Here is an 18284-nt window from a genome sequence, read left to right on the forward strand (position 1 = left end):
CTTGATCTCGCTCACATGCCACAATCGCTCCCCGCTACCGTATTTACCGTTAGTCGCCTGAACCAGGCCGTGCGCCAGCTTCTTGACGCTGAAATGGGGCTTATCTGGATTCAGGGCGAGATATCGAATTTCACGCGCCCGGCATCCGGGCACTGGTATTTTACGCTGAAAGATAATACTGCCCAGGTGCGCTGCGCAATGTTCCGCAATAGCAATCGCCGGGTGACATTTTCTCCACAAAGCGGTCAGCAGGTCTTGGTGCGCGCCAGCGTAACGCTGTATGAACCGCGCGGTGACTATCAAATCATCGCTGAGAGTATGCAGCCTGCGGGCGCCGGGTTGTTGCAGCAGCAATATGAGCAGTTGAAGCAGCGTTTGGAAGCCGAGGGGCTTTTTGCCCAGGCGCATAAACAGCCGCTTCCCTCGCCTGCACGCTGCGTGGGGGTTATTACCTCGAAAACCGGTGCCGCGCTGCACGATATTCTGCATATTCTCCGGCGGCGCGATCCTGGCTTACCCGTCATCGTTTACCCGACTGCCGTTCAGGGTGCGGACGCACCGCCACAAATCGTGCAGGCTATCGAAACCGCTAACCGACGTGCGGAATGCGATGTATTGATCGTAGGCCGCGGCGGCGGATCGCTGGAAGATTTGTGGAGCTTTAACGACGAACGCGTGGCGCGCGCGATTTTCGCCAGCCGCCTCCCAATAATCAGCGCCGTCGGGCATGAAACCGATGTCACTATCGCAGATTTCGTCGCCGATTTGCGCGCGCCAACCCCCTCCGCCGCTGCCGAACTGGTGAGCCGCAGCCAGGCCGAACTTTTACGCCGGCTGCAAACCCAGCAAGAACGCATGGAAATGGCGATGGATTATTACCTGGCCGGGCGAGATAGCCGCTTTATGCGTTTATATCACCGCCTTCAGCAACAGCATCCACAGTTAAGGCTGGCACGTCAGCAAACTCAGCTTTTGCGTCTGCGCCAGCGAATGGAAAGCGCGCTGGAAGAAAAGAGTAAGCGCCTGCGCGAGCGCCTGCAGCGAACAACGCGACGCCTGGAATTACAGCATCCCGGCGCTCGCGTGCAGCGCGCCAGCGCGCAGCTAAAACAGGTAGAATATCGCCTGACACAGCGAATCACGCAGCAGCTCGGCGCAACGCGCGAGCGCTTTGGCAATGCCCTTGTTCATCTCGAAGCCGTTAGCCCACTTGCCACACTCGCACGCGGCTATAGCGTCACCGCACTGCCAGACGGCAAGCTGTTAAAAGCTACAACGCAGTTAAGCGTCGGCGATAAATTAACCACACGGCTCGCCGACGGCTGGGTGGAAAGTGAGGTGTCTGGTATTAAGGCAGTGAGGAAGCGACAAAGTAAAAAGTTTACACAGTAGCGTTATGAGTTAAATTCAAAGCTACCTGTACAATTATAACTTAATAAGAAAACTACTAATTTCGAAGAATTACAATATTAACCAATTTCAATTCATTAGCTTAACGATCGACAATCATTTACATAAACCGGCTTTCGATTTTAAAAACAAAAGACTCACATCTTATTGGTTAATATATGGCGATGTTAGGAATATCTTCATTAATAATGTGAGACATCACCATGAAAAATTTTTTCGATGAACAGGTGAACAGTATCCTCCATAAAGCTGGAATCTGGGATCTGCCTGGGATTCTGCTATTTAAGTCACCATTCCTAATCGCGGCACAAGAAGTTTGACGGTATGGAAATATCAGAAGTAAGACGCCTTAAGCCACCAGAACAGAATAAGATCCTCCTCTAGATACTGCTCACCAAAGCTATGCGAGATAAGAGAGCGCTTTAAGTGGCTTAGAGGTGAGAGATCTATCTGCAGACTAGAAATGAGCAGCCCTGGAAGACATAAGTGAGGTAACTAATCCATAGCAATATCATGCTTACAGTCCTGACTAGTTTATTACTGCTAACCTGATATTATGATACTCAACTTTCAATTGCTAACACACATTTACCCACTATCTGCACGCCTCACTTAATTGATGTCTGAATATCTCTATTCTGGTTACCGGTGGAGCAGATAACTAAGCGTCAAGAAGACCTCTACATTAATAGCGAAAGAAATCTATCATATGACCATCTTAATAATCTGAGTATAAAATGCATGAGCCGCTATAAACCAAGAGGCTCCAGAAAGTGACCTTACCGTTAAATTTATGGGCACATTAGCCAGTGACGATTTAATTAAATCCATAACTGAGTAAATAATTTGGACTGACCCCACCCCGGTAGACGATCCTGATGTATAGTTTGAGCATAGGAGGACCGTATGGGCACACCACGATTTACCCCTGAATTTAAGGAAGAAGCCGTCCGTCAAATTACGGAACGCGGTTATTCCGTCGCAGAAGTTTCCGACCGACTGGGTGTCTCTGCGCATAGTCTTTACAAATGGCTGCGGGCCATCAAACCCGATAACAGCGAGCAGCATGCGCGTGATTTACTGGAAGCCAAAAGCGAGATCCTCAAGCTTCGGTCTCAGCTGAAGCGCACCGAAGAAGAGCGGGACATCCTGAAAAAGGCCGCGCGGTACTTTGCAAGGGAGCCCGACTGAAGTACCGCTTTATCAATGAACACCGCTCCGTATGGGGTGTCATGACAATGTGTCGGGTACTGAATGTCGCCCGGGCCGGGTTCTATGCGTGGCTGCATAATCCAGTTTCCGCCCGCGATAAAGATAACCAGCGTCTGCTGGCGCTTATCCGTGATTCGTATTCCCTCAGCGGTGGCGTATATGGCTATCGCCGGGTTCATGGCGATCTGAATGAAATCGGGGAAACCTGCGGTAAAAACCGGGTGAGCCGTATTATGCAACTGAACCGGATCAAAGCGGTGCGCGGCTATAAAGCGCCACGTCGTATCGCCGGCAGGCCTTCAGTGGTTGCGCCTAATCGCGTGCAGCGGCAGTTTACCGTTGTCCGGGCTAATCAGGTCTGGGTGACCGATATTACCTATATCCGCACCTGGCAGGGCTGGCTGTATCTGGCGGTGGTCATTGATCTCTTCGCCCGTAACGTGGTGGGCTGGTCGATGAAACCGACGCTGTCACGTGAACTGGCGCTGGATGCGCTGATGATGGCAGTATGGCGTCGAAAACCGGACAGAGAGGTAATAGTACATAGCGATCAGGGCAGCCAGTACGGCAGCGAGGACTGGCGGCGCTTCTGCCGGGCCAATAATCTGGCGCCCAGTATGAGCCGGCGTGGCAACTGCTGGGATAATGCAGTAGCGGAATCGTTCTTCAGTTCACTGAAAAAAGAGCGTATCAGGAAGAGAATATACAAAACCCGGGCTCTGGCCCGGGCGGATATCTTCGATTACATTGAAGTGTTCTACAACCGGGTCCGACGCCACAGCCATCTCAGCGGCGTCAGTCCGGAGGCCTTTGAACAGGCCTCGTCGTGAGGACAGAATTTGTCTACTGTCACGGGGTCAGTCCAGTTAAACTCTTCGAACCAGTCTCTCAGCCCGGAAAAGACTTTAAATCGTCCTGTGCTCATGAGGTCGTGAAGTTCGAATAGGCCTGGCTCTACTGAGCGTGAACCATCAGGCCACTGTGCAGGCTCAGGAAGCATCAGGAAGCCAGCATCTTTGTAGTATTCACGTTGCTGTAGACCGCTTCCCTTTTCTGTCTGGAGTCCATCCTGAGGCCATGCAGTAGGCACTTTGTTTGCCCATGCTTTAGTTGCACCCCAAGCTTCTGCCGGAGATGTTTTGCTGGCCTTCCACGCCTTAGTTACGTAGAAGGTTTCGCTATCCATGTCGATCGCCAGCTGCACCCGGCTTTGCGGGTGGTCCCATCCGAAGTCCATTCCATCGATGACCATGTAATGCTTAGGTATCGGGAATGGCTCGCAGGTGATCATGTCTTCGCTGAAATCGAATATGCGACCGTGACCAAGCATAGGGATACCTTTTGTACGCATATCTCTCTGGTGCGGAGGGAATGACTCAAGCAGGCTTTTCTTTGTTTCTTCCGTCAGGTGAGGCGCATCATCCCAACCGACATTCATGCAGAACTGCGAATCAGCAGGCGTATCCAGTAGCTGAATTACCAGCTCAGTGCGTCCGTTTTCTGGAGTGAATGTCAGGATGCCACGACCACCATTTCCTCGGTCACCTGTGGCTGTACGTGTTAATACCTGCGGGTAGATAGTCGGATCTTCTGGCTCTTCATCGATATGGAACCAGTCGATGTCATCACCCATCAGTGCATGTTGTCCCTGTGTGTATGACCAGAACTGTATTTTGCTCAGGTCTCCGCTGCTGTGACGGATATATGCAGAGCGGACGGCGTTTGGTGTGCCGGTCATTGGCTCAGTGGAGACAATCCTGTCCGGAGGAATCAGCCCGCCTGTAAACTCACCGTTTACCTTTTTACCGATGATTGCGGCTTGAAGCAGGTCGCGGCACTTCTCTCCCGAGTACCCAAGGCACCACATTAACGGTGCATGGTCGAAACGGTGTCCTGTCCACCCATCTGGATATTCACCCAGCAGGTGAACTGCATCGATATAAGTTGCGGTATCGGTCTTGCCAACTCGGTTAGCAGCGATGAGAGCGCATTGACGATATTCGGATGTAGCCGCGATGAACTTGCGTTGCCATTCGTATCGGGTGTCATAGTAACTGCGGTAGCGATAAACAAACTCTCTACGCTTCTTTTCTTCCAGGAGCTTTACCAGCTCAATCTTCTGCTCCCGGCTGAGATTGTGCATTGGTGAGATCCATTAACTTACGGTCTAACTCTTCATCAGACAGGTCGGTGATAGTGATTTTCTGCTCGTGCTGAATGCGATCACCAAACCGACGAGTTGCAACCTTTGATGCATACCATTTACGCGCATCAACTTGCAGGCGCGCCTTTGCAACAGCTGCTGATTCTTCAGATGATGAGTCTGCATACATGATGATGTCTTCAGCCATAATCTCAGCCTGAATCTCTCGTGCGCGTGCGTATTGCTCGTGAAACTCAGGATGCTTATGAAGCCATGACAACACTGTCGCCATGTGAGGTATTTCATCTCTCCGGCAAATTGCTCTCAGGCTCTCACCTTCCATTAACAGGTTGCATATCCGCTCGGATAATTCAGGTGAGTAGACTGAAGGGCGTCCAATCTTCCTTTCTTCAGTCGCCATAGTTGTTTCCTCGTTAATCATTATCAAGCCCACCCGAAGATGAGCTTTGTAATGGTTACGCTGTTACACCCGATGCTTTCACTGCTGCCAGCAATGCGTTGTACTTGGCTGATAATGTTGCAATATCATTCTTCAGTGCAGTGATGGATGCGTTGGTAGATGTCAGCGATGCAGCAGAGGTGTCAGTAGTAGCCGCTGTAGCTGCTGGCACCGCTGGTACAGTGTTACCGCCTGAAGTACCACCGGATGAATCGGTGATGGCTGTGATTGCTGCCTGCTGGAGTACACCACCGCGTTCTGTAGTCGTTGGCACCTTGTTGCCAGCCATCGCTGTTGTGGCAGTGGTTCCGATGGTTGGTGCGAATGTTGATGGTTTGCCAGTTACTGAGCTCCAGGTGATAGGAGTGCTTGTTGCAGTGTACTGAGCTTCGAACGTTGTTTTGCTCATGTACAGCAGTTCGCCGTACTGACTCTGGAATACGTAACCACCCACAACAGGTTTGAAGGTAGACATGAAGAGTGCAGACAGATACTGGTCTGGGTATGGTCCGTCAAATTCTGCTAATGCTGAGCCATCCACAGCCTGTGTCAGGGTCTTAATGGGTAAGCCACGAACAAATGCGCCACTGGCATCTGAGTATGTAGGCCATGGTTGGGTGATCATCATTTAGCTCCTTTCTTGGGTTTCTTTTTGCCAGCCTTGTTCATGGCAATTGCGATAGCCTGGTCTTTAGGCTTGCCGGCTTTCATCTCGGTAGCGATGTTCTCGCCGATAACCTTCTTCGACTTACCTTTCTTCAGTGGCATGTCAGACTCCAGTAGTGAACAGGTCGAGGACTTCTTTGGCTTCCCGAATCGCCTTTTCAGTTTTAGCTAGCGCAGTCGGCTCATTGGCTGTTTTGGCATATGCATCTTTGAATAGTTCAAAGTTAAGCTCGTTGCCGGCGATAAACTCAATGGCCTTTTCTGTAGCGGCTGAGTCATTCATCACCAGTCGGTAGACTTCGAGCTTCAGTTTCTGTGCATCTGTCATTTGTGTAATGTCTGCCATTTTTATTCCTGTTTCAGATATGGAAGGAATGCATAGACGATCCGCTGCACGAGGTAGCAGAATGTTTCATTCATCTCATTGTTGTTTGTCGGCACACCGACGTGATGGCAAATCTCAAAAGCTATGTGGCACGACTCATGTGCAAGCACAGATGGTTCATGCAGGAAAACACCCATGATTAACAGTGGTGGCTTTCCTTCTCGCTGATGACTGTATGCAAATCCGTTAAAGCCTGACATATCCCATTCAAGCCCTAACTTTGCGAGATAGGTTTTTGCCTCTTCTCTCTCCCGAAGAAGAACAATGTCAGCGCAGTTAAATAACGGAACTGAATATGTAGGCGGTCTCTTTGCCATGATTGCTCACTTAGCGGATAGCCAAATAATCAGGATGATTGATGCTGCTGCCAGTGTTATGACAGATGCGAATGCAAACACGTAATGCACGAAGATGATTAATCTGTCTTTGGCTGATTGTTTTGGTAGCGGATGATTAAGAACGTCATCGCGTATGAGTGACATTCCGTAGAGCAGTGTTATTTCACGCTCTCGTTTTCTCATTGGCTACCTCAGGCATTGCGTTCTCACGTATTCCTGCAATCCGGTTAATTGCTTGGTGATTGTTTCGATTCGCTGTCTGAGGGTGAAATAATCCCGTTCAGCGGAGTCAGTAAGTCGGGGGCCGGAAGCATCATCCATGCCGGAGGTTCCGGTGGTGTTACCTTTGCAGGTTGCGTTGAGCTGCAACCGACGCTTGCCAGTAGCAACATCGAGCTCAAGCTGATTGATAGTTTCCTGAGCATCTGCAAGTTCCTGTGTGTATTTGGCATCGAGAGCGGAAACATCTCGCTGCCGAGTCTGCATGTCGGTGATTGTCTGTGTGGCTAGCTTCAGGTCTTTGTCAGCCTGGATGTATTTATCGTGGTAGGTGTTCGCTACCTTGCCAGCTATAACAACCCATACGAACATCAGAGCAAATACAATTACCTTCCAGTGAGATACTACGGTTTTCCATAGCATAACTGGCGCTCCACTTCTCGGCGATTGATGAGACCTTTCCACTGCTTACCACCGGCATATGTCCAGCGACGCAATTCATCACACGCACCAGGAATATCGTTGCGGTTAAGTTTCTTCAGCAACGTGGAGGATTGGAAAGCACCAGTTCCTACGTTGTAGGTGAATGAGTAGAGGGCAGCCTTCTGGTAATCATTCAGCTTCACTTTAACTGAACCATCAACCGACTTAATGGCTGGCTGCATATGCTTGTACAGAAGTGCATCACACTCAGCCTTTGTGTAGGTCTTTCCCATCTTCACATCTGCACCGGTAACTCCAGCGCAGACTGTTGGTATGCCAATCGGATCCAGATATGGCTTATAAACCACGCCTTCCTGGTCTTGTATCAGTACACCTGCGATGGATATCGAACCGGCAACTGATGCAGCTACCAGTGCATTACGTAGTTTCGCTGGAATTGCCATTAGTTGAATCCTGAGGCTGAAGCTCTGCATCTATGCTCTTCACAATTGCAGCTGCTTCGGTAATGTTCGCCACATCACCCCGGGCATAGGCAGCTTTGAGGATGTCTGTGCGTTTGCGATCTTCTTCAATCGCTGCTTTGTTCTTTCGGTCGTTAGACCTGTATGTCAGCCAGGTGAATGTCGCCGTGATGGCAAATCCCAGGGCGAAGAGGACATCCTGAAGAGTTAGCATGGCGAAAAATCCCGTTAGACCTGACCAAAAGTAGGACCAGAATCCGTTGCTTGTATTCATGCGGAACATGCTCTACCCCTCATTACGGGGGATTTGTTCATTATTAAGAAAAGGTTGATGTATTTGAGAACAAATCCAGGATACATTTTGCGGTAACGTGGTTTGTTTGTAGCCGCGAAAATTATTTGATACTGATTTGAAGAGTATTTGATTCACTGCATTACCATTCCGTTAATATCAAATATCTTTCAATTTTGTGTGATTTTCGACCATAAAGGTCTTCTCAAATTTTCCGAACTCCCTTCCGCTGGACTGTCCGATCACGTCGAGTTAGTGTGCGTCGCACTACAGGCCTGTAGGTTTCTTAGTCGCATAGAAGGAATTGACCATGAATTTTTATCAGACTCGCCAGACCATGACTGACGATGCGTATGACATTGTTTCAGCCTTCAGTCAAACTACCTCACTGACCTTACAGGCTCTTGCATACATAGCTGGACAACAAGAACACGCCACCCGCTTTATACTTGAGCAAATGGCGGTATTTGAAATAGCCGTTGAAAATAACGGGCTGTGGTGTCTATCTGAAGAGTTTAAGGCTTCGATGCAGGTATAGGCCTGAAGTTGCATATTACCAGTTCTGCGGCCTTATGACCGTTATTACTGCCTACAGAATAAGTGGTATTAACCGCTACTATCTCCAGCCCTTTGAACACCCGGCGCATGTCCGGGTGATCGTTTACAGAAATAATCATCTTCCCCTGGCATCTGTGAGCGAGTTCCGCCATTGCAACATACTCCTCAAGTCCAAACGGTACACCGTAGCCCTGTGTCTGCCAGTAGGGTGGATCAAGATAAAATAGCGTGTCTGGTCGGTCGTAACGGGTTATACACGCTTTCCAGTCCAGATGTTCTATTGTTACCCTGTGCATCCGCAGCCAGGCTTCTGATAGCGTTTCTTCCAGCCTCAGCAGGTTTAGCTTTGACGGCCCTGTGGCACTGATGCCAAATGTACGCCCATCAACTTTAGCCCCAAACGACAGTTTTTGAAGGTAATAGAATCTGGCAGCTCGCTGTATATCTGTCAGTGTTTCTGGCGGCGTGTCTTTAAGCCAACGGAATATTTCACGGCTGGTTAAAGCCCATTTAAACTGCTTAATAAACTCTTCGAGATGGTTTTGAATAACGCGATATAGGTTAACTATATCGCTGTTAATATCGTTAAGCACCTCAACTTTTGATGGGGGCTTCATAAAGAAAAGTGCAGCACCACCACAGAATGGCTCGACGTAGCAGGTATGATCAGGGAACAGGGGCAGCAAGTGTCTGGCGAGCTTCCGCTTTCCACCGAGCCAGGGGATGATAGAACTAGGCATTGTTATCCTTCCTTAATTTATGATCTGTTATAACGATCAATTTCATGTAATTGATCGTTATATCCAATATTAAAGAAGTCGAACGTAACGCTTCAGTCTCAGTGCCGTAGCGGGTATGGCTTAAGGCTGTGCAGCCGCATTCTTAGCTTCAGCGGCCTGGTCAATTTTTTTTCTAATATATGCACGGATGGTTTTATAGCCGCCAGCCACCAGATAAAGGGCGCAAACTACGGTACAAATATAAAGCAATACAGTTTGTGTAAACGTCATATTCTTAGTCCTGATTTATGAGTTAGTGGAGCGCCATTTCTGGCGGAGATCATTTAAACAGAGGAAAAGCCATGAATGAAGGTTTACTCATGATACCTTTCGCTCCGAGTCAATAAATTATTCAGACGGTTTTTCAGGCCATTCAGGATTGTTCAAATCAATGTTTTTGAGTGCTTCGATATAGTCCAGCCAGGTCTGTAATTTAGCTTTGTTATCGTCAGAGAGAGTACCCAGAGTCAGCGACGTCTGCCATTCACCGATTACCAGGCGGGCCTGAGAAATTAACTGACTCTGCTGAGCTGTTGCTTCAGCCAGCAAAGCGTTTTTTTCCGCATCTTCATCTTTTACCCATGCTTCCCCGTTCCATTTATCATACTGCCCGGAGGGCGCTATCGTTACCACGTTCTCCGGCAGTGCCCCCAATGCATCGATAACAGTTGATGCCCCAGAGGTAGTATCGTAGACGGTGACGCCGCGATGGTCTTCGGTGAGTGACCACGTCTGTTTTGTTTCATCAAAAATAGCGACATGGTCGACGGGGATAGCCGGTGGTGCTATTTCGGTGCAATTTGCAGGTAAACCCGTGTGCGGGACAATATAGGCATCACCAGTACCAATAAATTCGCTGGTATCCGCTCGTAAATTAAAAACCTTAATTGTTTGTGCCTTATCAGACATTTCAAAAGCCATTATGCAAGCCTCACTATATAATTGAATGCGATGTTTTTTACGGTATTTTCTGCATTACCAGCAGCATTTACCGTTATGTTATGCGTGTGAGTTCCCATCACTACAGAATGAACATGAGCGCCAATAGCGACGGTATGCGCATGCGCCCCCATAACCACAGAGTGTGCATGTGCGCCAATAGCGACGGTGTGTGCGTGCGTTCCTATTGCTACAGTATGAGTATGGTTACCAGTTTGATCTGTATAAGTGGCAGTACCATTGTTGAATAGAGGGACTGTTGTCACGCCACCGCCGCCATTAAGAGTACCTTGCGTACCAGTTCGGTGTTTGTGATTACCAGCGGAAGATGTAGTTTTTGAACCTAAATCCGGCGCGTTTGTTGTTTTCGTTGAGTAATCAAACGACGAGGTGTTTTTTGTCCCGAGGTCAGTTGAGGATGTGGTCTTATTTCCGTAATCAAATGACGAGGTGTTTTTGGTGCCAAGGTCTGTTGCAGCTGCTGTAGCCGCATGTGTATGCGATTTAATACCATCTGCCTCCAGACTCAGCAGCGCACGGCCATCAGGCGCACCTTTGATGGTCTGCCCGCGCATATCGGGAAGTTTACCGGATGGATATGCAGCAGCTGTCTTTGGGTATTTAGCTGTATCAAATGCCTGGCCCTGCATGATGGCGTAACCGTCGGGTGGTGTGGTAGTCGGCCAGGCCAGCGGCGTGCCAACGGGAACGGCTACAGATGCAGCGTTAGCAGCAATCACCGTGGCAATAGCTTTTATGGCCGTCAGTAGTTGATTATTTTTCGAAGGGTCAGGTGTTATTTTAGCTTCAGCCAGAATATTTTTATTCTCGGTCTGAATATCAATAATACCCCCCTGAAGCGCATTCATGATTCTGGCGTATACGATGGTGCCTTCCGCGCCGGTTGACGGGTCGCCATCGTGAAATAATCCGTCGTCGGTATCGACCGGCTCAATAATATCTTTCATTACGTCTTATTCTCCACGTAATTAAATACAACCTGCGTGTGAGCAGGTTTTAAATCGCGGAATATGCTCTCCAGCATATTCTGGCCAAATGACATCAGGCGCTCACCCGTGGCCGAGCTGCCGCAACGGAAGCGGTATACCGGCACCTGACCGTCCTTAATATTCACGATCCAGACCCAGACAATTTCCGGTATCCAGAGTCTGTCCCCGCAGCGGTTACGGCCACAGCGGAATGGTTCCGGTTCGTCGATGGTGACGTCATAGCCCAGCGACTTCGCCAGGCGGATAAAGTAGCTGCGGCTCAGCCCCCCGGTTTCGTTCAGCTTCGCCATAATCTGCTGGCGGCGGGCCTGAATGGTCATGCCGTTGCTGACAGACAGACCCAGCACGCGCTCCCAGTCCGACAGCAGTGCCACAGCGGTAAAGGGTGTCACGCCGTTCAGCACGTCCTGAGCGCTGCGCTCGACGCTGGCCAGCGTATTACCCTCAGCCTGCAGCTCTGCGTTCAGCCGCTTTCCATCGCGTGCATATCCATCTGGCAGCAGCAGGTACAGCAGCTCGCGGTAGTCGTTCCCGGTCATTTCAGCTCGTCCACGGTGATGGTGCCTGGGCGTATCCACTGCACGGTTTTATCGCTCACTACCGGCACAATGTTGCCTGTCGGCGTCACCAGCTCGAAATCCACCACGCCGGTGATATTAGAGATAAGCGCTCCCATCTGGGTTCTGACCGCAATCTCCCCCGGAGCCAGACGGCTGAAGTAGTCCGTCAGCACCTGGGTTATCTGCGACCTGGCCTCATCAAACGAAAGCCCGTCGAGGCTGACTTTCACAGAAATATCGGTACTCACCGGCTCCGGGGCCATCACCAGCGTGTCTTTTGCCGTCACCGGGCGCTGTTCGTCGATATGGGTCTGTACCGCCTTGAGTGTCTCGTCGGACGGCAGACCGCCGCTGGCGGTAATCACCACGTCAACCGTGCCATAGCCCCGGCGCAGGGGGTAGACGTAAGCTTCCGATACGCCGCTGACCTCCATCCCCCAGCGGCGGTAGTCGTATTTGTTGCCCCCGGCTGGCGGGCGGCGCATCAGCTCCAGCAGACGCGAAAGCAATGAGGTATCACTCTCGGCATCTGTCCCACCGCGCATGGTTTTTATCGTTACCGCGCTGTCGATGCCCTGCGGCGCACTGAGTAGCGTGGCGATGGTGTTGTCGCTGAGATTGCCCACGACGCCTGGAGTTATGGCGCTGGCGCTCACGGTTACGGTGCCTTTATCGCTGAGCGTGGCCTCTGCCGTGGTCTGGTACAGGACATTGCCGCCGCGCGGACGGAACTGCAGACCGCTGGCCACCTTCAGGCCCGCAGAGCCGGTGAGCGTGACCTGACCGCTTGCCGCGCTGGCGGGTTTAGGGGAAAGACCACGTGAGCGGGCGTGCATTACCAGCCAGTCATGATCGGCGGTGTCGGGAAATATCTGGCGCAGTATCCAGCTCTGGTCGTTGTACAGACCCTGCGCCACGCCGGAGACGGCGTTCGCCCGGATGGCGTAATCACTGTCACCGGAGACGTCCGCATCCGGGAGCTGGTTGCGGATATCCCGTAGCTGTTGTTGAGTAATGTCGGCGAGTGCCGGTACGCTGCGAGCCATAATTCCCCGTTTAAACCACTTTGACCGGATGGCGGAAGGTCAGCACATCCCCGCCCGCGCTGGTGACCGTGATGGAAAGCCACAGCCAGCCGGTTTCCGGCGAGGAGACGTCCACATTCACAGCGGTTGCCCTTTTGTCATCAATCAGTGGCTGCAGCGCCTGTTCGGCATACTGGCGGGCCAGCGTGCGGGTCTGCGGCGTATCCTTCGCGCGGGCCAGTTCGTGCAGGCGAGACCCCATCTGCGGGTCAGCCCAGTATGTGCCCTTGCGGATGCGCAGACGCAGCCAGACCGCGTTATGCAGGTCGGTACAGCGTTTTCCGGTGTAATCGCCGGTGGTGTGATCGATATAGGCGTCCATAGCGGGCAGAATGCCGCAGGGGCGGTAAGGCAGGAAGGTACGGGGGTGAAGCGGCTAAGTCCGGGGCGATGCTGCCCCGGCAAAAATCCTAGTTGCGTGGTTTACCTGACGGGCCATCCGGGGTGTCGTGGATATGCGTCCCAATCTGCACACCGTTGATGGTGACCGCAACCGAGGTGATGGTGCCGCCCGTATGGCTGATATTACCCTCAAACGAGGCCGTCACGCCACCGTCACCGCCTTTAATGGCCATACCGCCGTTGCCGCTGATAAGCCCCTGTGCGGTCAGCTTCTCCGAGGTACTCAGCTCCGGCGTGGTGAACGCTACAGACTCCGAGGCGTTAACCTTCATGCGCTTGCAGTTCAGCTCCCAGTCGTCGCAGGTGACAGCAATGATGCGGTTACGCTTCAGGACGATGCTGGCTCCTTCATCGGTATAGATGGCCACCTCACCGGATTCCAGCCCCTGCAGACGGTAGCTGCTGTGTTCGGTGGCAATCACGATCCCGTGACTGGTTCGTCCGCCCAGCGGCAGCACAATCGCCATCGCACCCTCTGGCGGTACGGTAGTGAAACCGTACTGCTGGAACATCTCAATGCCTTCCAGCCCCTCAGGGGCCAGTCCGGCCACCTGCGCGGTCTGTACGCCCCCCGTGGTGGTGATACGGGTCAGCACGCCACGAAAGGCCAGACGTATGCCGCTGAGCGCCTTACGGATGCGTTTATCCACCAGTCCAGAAAAATCAGGCATTGTCGACCTGCTCCCATGTTGTCCACAGCCCCTTGTCTTTTTTGCCGCGCCGGTGTCCCTTGCGATGGCCGGACTTCGGATATGCATCCGGCAGCCAGATACCGTCCTCACGCAGCAGTAGCGAGGTTTCCTGCCGCTGGCCACGTCCGCCACGGAAGGTCCGCCGCATAATGAAGTAAACGTCATCCAGCCCGTGAACGTCGCTTTTGACGTAAACCCGCTGGCCCGGTGCCCACAGCGTGCCGTTCGCGGTAGTGAAGCCACGCAGGGTGGCCGACAGAGCAAAACCGTTCAGCCTGGCATCTGCCTGCAGCTTGCGGGCGCGGAACTGCACTTCTTCATCGCTCTGTGAGTCACCCTCCACCACGATGCGCGGGCGGTAGAGCGTCATGGTGGTGTCTTTCACCGTGCATTTGCGGTTGGCCTTTCCGTCTTCATGCCCGGTGCCGTGGCCCTGCGCCAGTACCGTGGTCTGAGAGTAACGCCCACTCATATCGGTACGCTTGCCCAGCCTGAGCAGGTTATTGTCCTGCCCGTTACGGTGCATGATGAGCGTGTCCACCGGCGCGGCGCTGTAGTCTGGCCCGCCGATAATCAGCGTGCCGTCCGGGGCCATCCACGGCCACAGGCCGCTCATCTCAGCGACGCGCTTCAGCGCATCCCACGCACTGTCGCCCGGCTCGATGCTGACTTTCTTCACGCTGCCGGGATTCTCAGCCTGTATACGGATGGCGGTCACGCCCAGTGGCTTAATCACCTGGGCGACAACCTCCTGTAGCGTCATTTCCTGTGCGGTAAAAATGGGGGCCGAACAGTCCACCAGTACCGCCGCTGCGTCGCGCCCGTTCAGCTCAAGCCAGTGCTGGCCACGGCTCACGTCGTGACTCAGCTCATCAATCATGCCGGTCATGATGGTGCTGTCGCCGTAGCGAAGCTCGGCTCTGGCTCCGGCCTCCACATTAGAGGGCAGCACCGGTTCAGCGGTGCCGACCGACAACTGCCAGCCACCCGCAGGGGTCAGCAGGTCGGAATCCACCTCAAAGCGCTCCCAGTCGTCGTGCGACCGGCCCCCGATACGCAGCGTCAGGCGTTGCTCATCTTGCCCAGGCATACAGCACATCTCCCGGATTCAGGTTGTTTGACTCACGCAATGATGGATTGAGGCGGGCCAGCTGCGTGGCGCGGGAGGCGTCGCCGTACCACTCAAACGCCAGCAGGGGCAGATTACAGCGGCGCGTCACCTGACGCTGTACCAGCGGTGGCAGCGCCAGTATCAGCCCGCGAGCCTGCTCCTGCAGGTGCCAGGCGCTTTCCTGCAGCGCGGCAATGATGGCCTGATCCTGACGGGTGTCCGGCGTACCGGCCTGCTCGCGAACGGCAGTGGCCATACGCGCCGAGACGGACGCCCGCTGGGCCGCTATCGCTTCCACAATCAGGGTGCGCACGTCGCCGGTGATGCGCTCAATATCGGTGGAGGACAGCGTCGGGGAGGCGGTCTCATTCACAAAGATATCGCTGGCCGTGTCGGTCATTTCGCTCACGGCCACCAGGCGGATGGCCTGGTTAATCATCTCCGTATCGCTCTGCGGCATCACGCTGGCACGGCGCAGAGTGGAGGCGAACACGCTGCCAGAAGACATGGTCTGCTGCGCGGTGGTACGCTGCGCCGGTAACGTCAGCATGGTGTCCTTCAGCCCGGTCAGCGCGTTCCAGTCCGACAGGCGGGAAGCTTCGCTCAGTGACAGCCGGTCGGTGAATGCGCCGGTCAGGTGCTTCAGGTCTGAGATAAAGGCTGTCGGATAGTCCAGATAGTCGAGGGCGCTGCCGATGGTGGACTGCACCTCGTTTGCAAGGGCGTTTACCACGTATTCCGCTGAGGCGATGATATTGGTGACGCGGGCAATATCCTGCTGAATATCACGCAACGTGTCCATTGCGTCCCCGAACCAGCTGATCGCGCTGTCGAAAATACTGTCGCCGTCTGCTTCGTAATGGGTGGTGGCAAACAGCGTATCGGGCTTGCCGCTCTCCACAAAGACCAGGTCGACGGTGACAGCGTTAACCGGCTCCACCTCATGGAATACCCCGGCCTCCAGAAACTGCACGTCCGGCACAGAACCATATACCGGGTGAACCAGTTCGCCGGTGCCCGCCGTTTTAAGGGCGTTTAAAAAGGCTTTAAGCTGCGTCTGGTAGCGGTTGCCCCAGAAGATGGCCTGCAGACGGAAGTTCACCGCTTTCAGCCCCTGGTCTTCCACCTCTTCTCCGTCCCGGTACGGGTAAGCGTAGGTCACGGTGTCCTTTGCCAGCGTGTCGCGGGTGAACAGACAGTCAAACTCCACGCCCCGGAACGAGGCTGGCATCAGGAGGTCTACCCCCAGCGCTGCAGCAATCTCGTTAATCGTATCCGCCACTATTTCCTCCTCGAATCAACATCAATCCGGCGCAATACCGTATCTGCCACCTCGCGGCTGTCGAGGTAGATATTAGCCACAATCGGTTGCTGCGGCCCCTGAGGCGCGTAGGGAACATTTGCACCAGCAGGCGCGGGTTTTGCTGTGTTGCTCTGCGAGAAAAAGTTTTTGATCTCATCAAAGGCATCAAGAAAACCAACCGGCTTAGGCATGTTGTCCGGGATGTTGTAGCCATCCTCTTTCAGCCTTTTAATCTTATCGTCACCGCGCTCCAGGAACTGATCGTAAAACTGGCCCGCAGCCATGTACCCTTCAGCCAGTGGGGCGCGGACGACCTTGCCCAGCAGGCTCCCGCCTTTACTCAGGAGACCTCCGCCTTTTGCTGCTGTTTCGGCAGCTTCTTCCGCAATTGCCGAGCCGCCGCCCCTGAAGCGCTTCCACAGTTTCTGGCCACCCGCCAGCGCCAGTGCCCCCAGCCCGGCCCCACCTGCAGCACCAATCCCCTGAATGGCGGAATAAGCCCCGTTGATCGCGGTGGTCAGTTTTGGAAATTCTTTCGCCAGCTCAGCCGCTTTATCAGCCGCTTCCCCGACCCACTTAGTGAAAGGTGAGGCCGTATCATTGGATGAAAAGGCCGCTTCGTTTTTGGCTTTGTTGACCTGAAATGCCGGGCTGTCCTTCACCAGCTCAAAGTCAAGGTCAGCAGAGGTTTTCCCGGCAGGCATATCAAACTGCTCGTTACCTTCGCCGACAAGCTTGTGGTAGTAGTCCTTGTTACGCTCCCAGTTCAGGAAGCCCATACGGGAATATTCATTAGTAAAGATTCTCCCCACGTTCTGGCCGTGAATCTGGTCGCGTCGTGCCTCCAGCTGCGATCTGGCTTCACCGGGAGCCGTCCGGGCAATTTGCTTGTTCAGGTCCACGAACTGAGGATCGTGCTCGTCCATGCTGCGAATGGCCCGGTCGACAGTATCCAGCGGGGTCAGCCCCTTCGCCGCGTCGGCACGCATCAGCGCCCGAATATCAAGGCCGCGCTTGCCGACTTTGATTTGCTTGAAATTGTTGGCCAGCGTCGGTGAGGACAGTTCAGAGATCAGGTTGGTGGTGAACGTCGCCGCCTCTTCAGGGGAGCCAGCACCGCGTGCAGCCGCCTCAAAAAGTGCAGCAACCTGTGAGAAGCCGGTGCGACCGTGCAGGCCAATGGACCTGGCAGACTCCAGCGCCTTTGGCATCTCTTTGGCCAGCAGCGGCACATCCACCATGCCGTTCTGCGCCATCGTGGTGGTGACACTGAGGCCTGCTCGCGCATCCTTCTCGTTAAGCCCGAAGTTAAACGCACTGGACTGCAGGCTGGCGACAGAGGCCGCATCGGTTTCGGTTGCGGTGGCGTTCTTCATGACGCCTGGCAACGCCCGATAGGCCTGCTCTCTGGTCATGGTGCCGGAGCGGAGCATCACCTCCAGACCATGAAAAGCGCCATTGATATCGCCGCCACCGTCACGCAACGCGGCTTTGATCGCACTGTCGATATCTGTCATCCCCGACTGTCGTCCGGCCAGATTGTCATGCTTGTAAGCGAAGTTGGCCACCTTGCGCAGTTCGGAATCGTACTCCATCTGATTCTCGATGGGCTTGCGCATCACCATTGCACCGGCAACCAGACCGCCCCCGATGGCACCCACGGTTTTGCCCACGCGGGCAAGGCGCTGATAGCTGCGCTCGGTTTCGCCCAGCTCGCGTTTGAGCCTGGCAACGGTCGCCTGTGTCTGGTTCCATGCGCGGGTCTGTTCGCTGGCGCTCATGGTGCCGCTGCGGGACAGACGGTTGTACGCGGCC

The 18284-nt window shown here is 53.5% G+C and carries 23 protein-coding genes; 3 read left to right on the forward strand and 20 right to left on the reverse strand.

Annotation, left to right across the window (positions count from 1 at the left end; genetic code table 11):
• Window positions 1-15: 15 nt before the first annotated feature.
• Both xseA and SFA31_RS18195 read left to right on the forward strand, forming a co-directional pair.
• Window positions 16-1392, forward strand: a complete 1377-nt coding sequence (gene xseA, locus SFA31_RS18190) for an exodeoxyribonuclease VII large subunit (RefSeq protein WP_322839250.1) — start codon at window positions 16-18, stop codon at window positions 1390-1392.
• A gap of 924 nt (window positions 1393-2316) precedes the next feature.
• Window positions 2317-3452, forward strand: a protein-coding gene (locus SFA31_RS18195) for an IS3 family transposase (protein ID WP_322836662.1) whose coding sequence is annotated in 2 segments (ribosomal slippage) — window positions 2317-2563 and window positions 2563-3452 — 1137 coding nt in all. Because the reading frame shifts where the segments join, the coding sequence is not laid out codon by codon here.
• Here SFA31_RS18195 and SFA31_RS18200 read toward each other — a convergent pair.
• The 9 genes from SFA31_RS18200 to SFA31_RS18240 all read right to left on the reverse strand — a co-directional run bounded on the left by SFA31_RS18200 (window position 3380) and on the right by SFA31_RS18240 (window position 8021).
• The gene (locus tag SFA31_RS18200; protein WP_322839251.1) at window positions 3380-4765 is read right to left on the reverse strand and encodes a terminase large subunit domain-containing protein; all 1386 of its coding nucleotides are present in this window, start codon (window positions 4763-4765) and stop codon (window positions 3380-3382) included. The genes SFA31_RS18195 and SFA31_RS18200 overlap by 73 nt on opposite strands.
• Window positions 4734-5186, reverse strand: a complete 453-nt coding sequence (locus SFA31_RS18205) for a ubiquitin carboxyl-hydrolase (RefSeq protein ID WP_322839252.1) — start codon at window positions 5184-5186, stop codon at window positions 4734-4736. The genes SFA31_RS18200 and SFA31_RS18205 overlap by 32 nt, the downstream gene beginning before the upstream one ends.
• 55 nt (window positions 5187-5241) lie before the next feature.
• Window positions 5242-5853, reverse strand: a complete 612-nt coding sequence (locus SFA31_RS18210) for a hypothetical protein (protein WP_322839253.1) — start codon at window positions 5851-5853, stop codon at window positions 5242-5244.
• Complete coding sequence (locus SFA31_RS18215) at window positions 5850-5993, reverse strand: hypothetical protein (RefSeq protein ID WP_169809885.1); 144 nt, start codon at window positions 5991-5993, stop codon at window positions 5850-5852. Before SFA31_RS18215 ends, SFA31_RS18210 begins: the two co-directional genes overlap by 4 nt.
• A gap of 1 nt (window position 5994) precedes the next feature.
• Window positions 5995-6237 (reverse strand): DUF2560 family protein, encoded by a 243-nt coding sequence (locus SFA31_RS18220; RefSeq protein WP_063855104.1) that lies wholly within the window; start codon window positions 6235-6237, stop codon window positions 5995-5997.
• A gap of 2 nt (window positions 6238-6239) precedes the next feature.
• Window positions 6240-6593: a hypothetical protein gene (locus SFA31_RS18225; protein WP_322839254.1), complete on the reverse strand. Its 354-nt coding sequence runs from the start codon at window positions 6591-6593 to the stop codon at window positions 6240-6242.
• A 207-nt stretch (window positions 6594-6800) separates the two neighbouring features.
• The gene (locus SFA31_RS18230) at window positions 6801-7256 is read right to left on the reverse strand and encodes a lysis protein (RefSeq protein WP_322839255.1); all 456 of its coding nucleotides are present in this window, start codon (window positions 7254-7256) and stop codon (window positions 6801-6803) included.
• Entirely contained in the window at window positions 7238-7720 is a 483-nt protein-coding gene (locus SFA31_RS18235; RefSeq protein WP_322839256.1) for a lysozyme, read from the reverse strand. Before SFA31_RS18235 ends, SFA31_RS18230 begins: the two co-directional genes overlap by 19 nt.
• The gene (locus SFA31_RS18240) at window positions 7695-8021 is read right to left on the reverse strand and encodes a hypothetical protein (RefSeq protein WP_322839257.1); all 327 of its coding nucleotides are present in this window, start codon (window positions 8019-8021) and stop codon (window positions 7695-7697) included. The genes SFA31_RS18235 and SFA31_RS18240 overlap by 26 nt, the downstream gene beginning before the upstream one ends.
• Before the next feature lie 319 nt (window positions 8022-8340).
• On the opposite strand from SFA31_RS18240, the gene SFA31_RS18245 reads away from it, so the two are divergent.
• Window positions 8341-8568, forward strand: coding sequence for a hypothetical protein (locus SFA31_RS18245; protein ID WP_322838190.1), 228 nt, complete (start codon window positions 8341-8343; stop codon window positions 8566-8568).
• On the opposite strand, the gene SFA31_RS18250 is transcribed toward SFA31_RS18245, so the two are convergent.
• From SFA31_RS18250 to SFA31_RS18300, 11 genes are all read right to left on the reverse strand, one after another.
• Window positions 8546-9328, reverse strand: a complete 783-nt coding sequence (locus SFA31_RS18250; RefSeq protein WP_322838191.1) for a DNA adenine methylase — start codon at window positions 9326-9328, stop codon at window positions 8546-8548. The two genes, SFA31_RS18245 and SFA31_RS18250, sit on opposite strands and share 23 nt — an antisense overlap.
• A 120-nt stretch (window positions 9329-9448) precedes the next feature.
• Window positions 9449-9598 carry a DUF1378 family protein gene (locus SFA31_RS18255; RefSeq protein ID WP_322838192.1) on the reverse strand — a complete coding sequence of 50 codons (150 nt, stop codon included), beginning with the start codon at window positions 9596-9598 and terminating at the stop codon, window positions 9449-9451.
• Between the two features lie 117 nt (window positions 9599-9715).
• Complete coding sequence (locus SFA31_RS18260; RefSeq protein ID WP_322838193.1) at window positions 9716-10288, reverse strand: tail fiber assembly protein; 573 nt, start codon at window positions 10286-10288, stop codon at window positions 9716-9718.
• Window positions 10288-11274 (reverse strand): phage tail protein, encoded by a 987-nt coding sequence (locus tag SFA31_RS18265; protein WP_322838194.1) that lies wholly within the window; start codon window positions 11272-11274, stop codon window positions 10288-10290. The genes SFA31_RS18260 and SFA31_RS18265 overlap by 1 nt, the downstream gene beginning before the upstream one ends.
• Window positions 11274-11855 (reverse strand): YmfQ family protein, encoded by a 582-nt coding sequence (locus SFA31_RS18270; protein WP_322838195.1) that lies wholly within the window; start codon window positions 11853-11855, stop codon window positions 11274-11276. The genes SFA31_RS18265 and SFA31_RS18270 overlap by 1 nt, the downstream gene beginning before the upstream one ends.
• Window positions 11852-12922, reverse strand: a complete 1071-nt coding sequence (locus SFA31_RS18275; RefSeq protein WP_322838196.1) for a baseplate J/gp47 family protein — start codon at window positions 12920-12922, stop codon at window positions 11852-11854. The genes SFA31_RS18270 and SFA31_RS18275 overlap by 4 nt, the downstream gene beginning before the upstream one ends.
• Window positions 12923-12932: 10 nt before the next feature.
• A complete protein-coding gene (locus SFA31_RS18280; RefSeq protein ID WP_322838197.1) occupies window positions 12933-13283 on the reverse strand; it encodes a phage GP46 family protein in 351 nt (116 codons plus the stop codon).
• Window positions 13284-13371: 88 nt separating this feature from the next.
• Window positions 13372-14034 carry a phage baseplate assembly protein V gene (locus SFA31_RS18285; protein WP_322838198.1) on the reverse strand — a complete coding sequence of 221 codons (663 nt, stop codon included), beginning with the start codon at window positions 14032-14034 and terminating at the stop codon, window positions 13372-13374.
• Window positions 14027-15145, reverse strand: a complete 1119-nt coding sequence (locus SFA31_RS18290; protein ID WP_322838199.1) for a phage baseplate assembly protein — start codon at window positions 15143-15145, stop codon at window positions 14027-14029. Before SFA31_RS18290 ends, SFA31_RS18285 begins: the two co-directional genes overlap by 8 nt.
• The gene (locus SFA31_RS18295; protein WP_322838200.1) at window positions 15129-16397 is read right to left on the reverse strand and encodes a DNA circularization protein; all 1269 of its coding nucleotides are present in this window, start codon (window positions 16395-16397) and stop codon (window positions 15129-15131) included. The genes SFA31_RS18290 and SFA31_RS18295 overlap by 17 nt, the downstream gene beginning before the upstream one ends.
• 50 nt (window positions 16398-16447) lie before the next feature.
• A partial coding sequence (locus SFA31_RS18300) for a phage tail tape measure protein (protein WP_322839258.1) occupies window positions 16448-18284 on the reverse strand: 1837 nt, incomplete at its 5' end.

The organism is Erwinia sp. HR93, assembly GCF_034555055.1.
Classification (GTDB): domain Bacteria; phylum Pseudomonadota; class Gammaproteobacteria; order Enterobacterales; family Enterobacteriaceae; genus Apirhabdus; species Apirhabdus apintestini.